We start from the raw sequence: 4,026 nt of genomic DNA, 5'->3' as shown, positions 1-4,026 counted from the left end.
CCCCGCCCCCCCGGGCTGGCCGCGCCCGCCCCCCCGTCGGCGCCGCCGGCCTCTCGGGGGCGTGTCCCCCCCCGCGGGGGTGGGGGGCGGGGCGCCCCCCCCCCGCCCCCCCCCCCCCCACGGCGCCCTGACGGAGACCCAGTGACTGACACCCGCGCCACGTCCCGCCCGCTGCCCGACGCCCCCGCCGCGCCCCCCGCCGTCGACGCCCCCGACGCCCGCCACGAGGCGTTCGTACGGGAACTGCACGCCCACCTCGCCTCCCACGGCGCGCTCCCCGCGGCCCACGTCCCGGTCCGCTCCCTCGGCCTGGCCCTCGACCCGCCCGGCCGCCCCGCCCCACAGCCCGCCGCCGTGCTCCTGCCGCCCCCGGGCGGGCCGACGGTCCCCGTCCACCTCTACGGCGACACCGTCCTCGTCGGCCCCGCTCACGCCCCCGACGGCACGACCCGCCCGTGCGGCGGCTGTCTGCGCCGCCGGTGGACGCGGCTGCGCCCCGAACGCGAGCGCCAGGCGCTGGAGTTCGCGGGAGCCGTCACCACTGCGGGGCCGGGCAGCCCCGTACCCGCCGGCTGGCACGTGCCCGCCGTCGCGGCCGCCCTGCACCGGCTGGGGGAGGCGTGGTCACGCACCGCGTCCCACGGGGACCGCCCCGACGGGCCCGCCGACGTACTGGAGATCGACCTGACCAGCGGCGCCACCACCCGGTTCACGGTCCTGGCCGACCCCGGCTGTCCCCACTGCGCGCGCCCGCGCGACGACGAACCGCCCGCGGCGCGGGGCTTCCCGCTCTCCCGGCCGCTGCCGCTGCCCGGCCTCACCCGGCTGCGCCCCTGGCACGCCAGTCCGCTGCCCGTCGACGCGCTCACCAACCGGCTCTGCGGCGCGCTCGGCACCTCGCGCGCCAACCGGCTCTCCACCGGCATCAACGCCCCCGTCACCGGCAGACTGCGGCTCGGCGGACGCCGGTCGGAGCGCACCACCCTCTACGACATCACCTGGGGCGGCCACGCCGCGACCTACCGCGAGAGCCGTGCGCTCGGCCTCCTCGAAGGCCTCGAACGGTACGCCGGACAACGCCCGTACGGCCGCCGCCCCGCCCTGCGGGCCGCCCTCGCGGACCTGGACGACCGCTCGGCCGGCCCGGCGGCCGCCCGCCCCGCCCTCGACCCCCGCGACACGGTGCTCTACGAGGAGGGCTTCCACGACCGCGACCACGCGCGCCCGTTCGTCCCCTTCGCCCCGGCCGGCGAGATCAGCTGGGTGTGGGGCCACTCCTTCGCCCGCGGCGGCCCCCTCCTGGTACCCGCCCAACTCGCCTACTACGGGCCGCACCCGCTGCGCGAGCAGTTCGTCCTCGGCTCCTCGAGCGGCTGCGCCACCGGCGGCTGCCTGGAAGAGGCGGCCCTGCACGGCCTGTTCGAACTCATCGAGCGCGACGCCTTCATGGTGGCCTGGTACTCGGCCGCCACCCTCCCGGAGATCGACCCCGCCACCTGCACCGACCCGCAGACGGTCGCCGCGATCGACCGGATGCGGGCGCTCGGCTACGACGTGCGCCTCTTCGACCTGCGCCTGGACCTGCCGGTGCCGATCGTGCTGTGCGTGGCCCGGCTGCGCACACCGGGCCCGGGAAACCTGTGCATGTCGGCGGGGGTCGGACCGGAACCCGAGGACGCGGCCCTGGCCGCCGTCCGCGAGGTGGCCAGCTACCTGCCCGGCTTCGCCGAACGCACGGAACGCGACCGGGCCGGACTGCTCCCGCTGGTCGACGACTACACGGAGGTGACCGAACTCGACCACCACGGAGCCCTGTACGGCCTGCCGCAGATGGCCGGCCGCTCGCCCTTCCCCGGCCCCCGCACCACGACCCGTCCGCTGCGCGAGACGTTCGCCGACTGGTCCCCGCCCCGCCACGGCGACCTGCGCGACCAACTGCTCCACTACGTCGACCTGGTCCGCACCGTCGCCCGGGACGTCGTCGTGGTCGAGCAGACCTGCCCCGAGCAGCGGGGAGCCCGGGTCTCGACGGCCGCGGTCATCGCGCCCGGACTCGTCCCCATCGACTTCGGCTGGGACTACCAGCGCGTCCTGCACACGCAACGGCTGCGGACGGCGGCCTGGCGCGCGGGCAAGAGGTCCGCCCCGCTGTCCGAGGACGAGATCCACCGCCACCCGCACCCCTTCCTGTGAGCCGGGGAACCGGGGAACGGGAACCGAGGAACCGAGGAACCATGGCCGAAGCCGACGCAGTCCGCGCCACCTCGACCCCGCCCCGGCCGCACCCCGGCGGCCCGGCCCGGGTCGCGACCGTACTGGCCCACATCGAAGCGGTCCGGGACCGGCCCCGGGCCGGACTGGACGACGGGGACTTCACCCCCGACTGGTCCGACCGCCCCTCGCCGCACACCAGCCACCCCGGCGCCGAGCAGGTCCCCCTGCCCACGGCCCGCCCGGCCGACGGCTGCGGCAGCCTCGCGGACGCGGTGACGTACGCGGAAACGGCCGCCGGAGGCGGAGGCGGAGGCGGAGCGGGAGCCGAGACGGCCGGCGCGCCCGGTCTCACCCTCCGGTCCTTCGCCGGGGCCCTCCACCTCACCGCCGGCCCCCTGTCCCGACGCTGGCAGATCGACTGGAACGGCGACGCGGCCCGGCGCGCCCGGCTCCGTACCGCGGCCTGGGGCAGGGGCACGCCGTCCGGCGGCGCGAACCACCCCTGGGAGCTGTACTGGGCCCCCGCCCCCGGACTGCCCGTCCCGCCGGGCCTGCTGCACTACGCGAGCGGCCGCCACACCCTGGAGCGCCTCGCCACGGGCGACGCCACCCCCGCGATCCGGGCGGCCCTGCCCGCCGCCCCGCCGCCGCCCACCGGCGGCTACCTGATCTGCACGCTGCGCCCCTGGAAGACGGCCTTCAAGTACGGGAACTTCGCCTACCACGTGGCCACCCACGACATCGGCGCCTTCCTGGGCTCCTGGAACCTGCTCCGGCGGGCGGCCGGCGACCCGGCCCGGGCCGTACTGGACTTCGACGAGGACGCCGTGGGCCGCGTCCTCGGGCTCGACCCCGGCGAGGAATCCGCCTACGCCGTCCTGCCGTTGGCCTGGCACCCCGGCGAACACCGCGCCCCCCTGCCCGGCACGCCCGCGCCCGCCGCACCCACGGGCGGCGGCCCGGGACGTCCCCGCGCCGCAGAGCGCTCCCGCCGCCCCCGCGGGTTCCCCCTCCTCGACGCCCTGCGCTCCGCCACGGCCGGCCGGCGGCCCGGGGCGGCGCCGGGCGCCCCACCGGCACCGGTTCCCGTCACCTCGTCCCCGCCGGTGCCCCTGCCCCGGGCGCCGGTCCCGGGCGCCGGCCTGGCGGGCCTGCTCTCCCGGCGCCGCTCCGCCGTGGGCCGCCTCGACCCGCGCACCCCGCTGACCGCCGAGGAGCTGGCGGTGGTCCTGCGCTGTGCGGCCGCGGCGTCGGGGGAGCGGTCCGTGGTCCGGATGCGGGTGCTCGCACAGCGCATCGAGGGGATCGGGCCCGGCAGTTACGAGTACGCGTCCGGCCGGCACGTGCTCCTGCCGACCGGTCCGACGGCGCGGCTCGCGGCGGGCGACTACGCCCTGGAGAACTACGCCGTGGCCCAGGCCGCGGCGGTCATCGCCTTCACCTGGCGCCCCGTTCCCGTCCTCGACGCGCTCGGCGCCCACGGCTACCGGGCCGCGCACGCCGAAGCCGGCGCGGCCGCCCAGCACCTCCACCTCGCGGCGCAGGCACTGGGGCTCGCCTGCGGGCTGGTCCTGGGCACCGACCCGCGGGCCGTCGACCGGGCCGTGACGGGCCCCGCGGACGGGGAGGACGAAGTCCGCACCTCCTTGTGCGCGTTCCTGTCCCCCCGCCTCCCGGGCACCGCCGCCCTCGACGACCGCCTCGTCTAGCGTGGTCGCCCCTGGGTTCAGGAGCGGGGGGAGGTGAGGGCGACGGCTTCGATCTCGACGAGCTGGTCGGGGAAGGCGAGGTCGGTGACGCCGAGGATGGTGT

The 4,026-nt window shown here is 78.2% G+C and carries 2 protein-coding genes; both read left to right on the top strand.

Annotated features, from left to right (window positions below; translation table 11 throughout):
* The first annotated feature begins 141 nt into the window (after nucleotides 1–141).
* A complete protein-coding gene (locus ACGFXC_RS37480) occupies nucleotides 142–2,193 on the top strand; it encodes a TOMM precursor leader peptide-binding protein (protein ID WP_393719420.1) in 2,052 nt (683 codons plus the stop codon).
* 41 nt (nucleotides 2,194–2,234) lie between these two features.
* Nucleotides 2,235–3,923 carry a nitroreductase family protein gene (locus ACGFXC_RS37475; protein ID WP_393719419.1) on the top strand — a complete coding sequence of 563 codons (1,689 nt, stop codon included), beginning with the start codon at nucleotides 2,235–2,237 and terminating at the stop codon, nucleotides 3,921–3,923.
* Nucleotides 3,924–4,026: the final 103 nt, after the last annotated feature.

The sequence above is a fragment of the Streptomyces sp. NPDC048507 genome (assembly GCF_043199995.1).
GTDB lineage: Bacteria > Actinomycetota > Actinomycetes > Streptomycetales > Streptomycetaceae > Streptomyces.
Note: the sequence above shows the minus strand (reverse complement) of the source record. Positions and strands in the feature narration are given on the sequence as shown.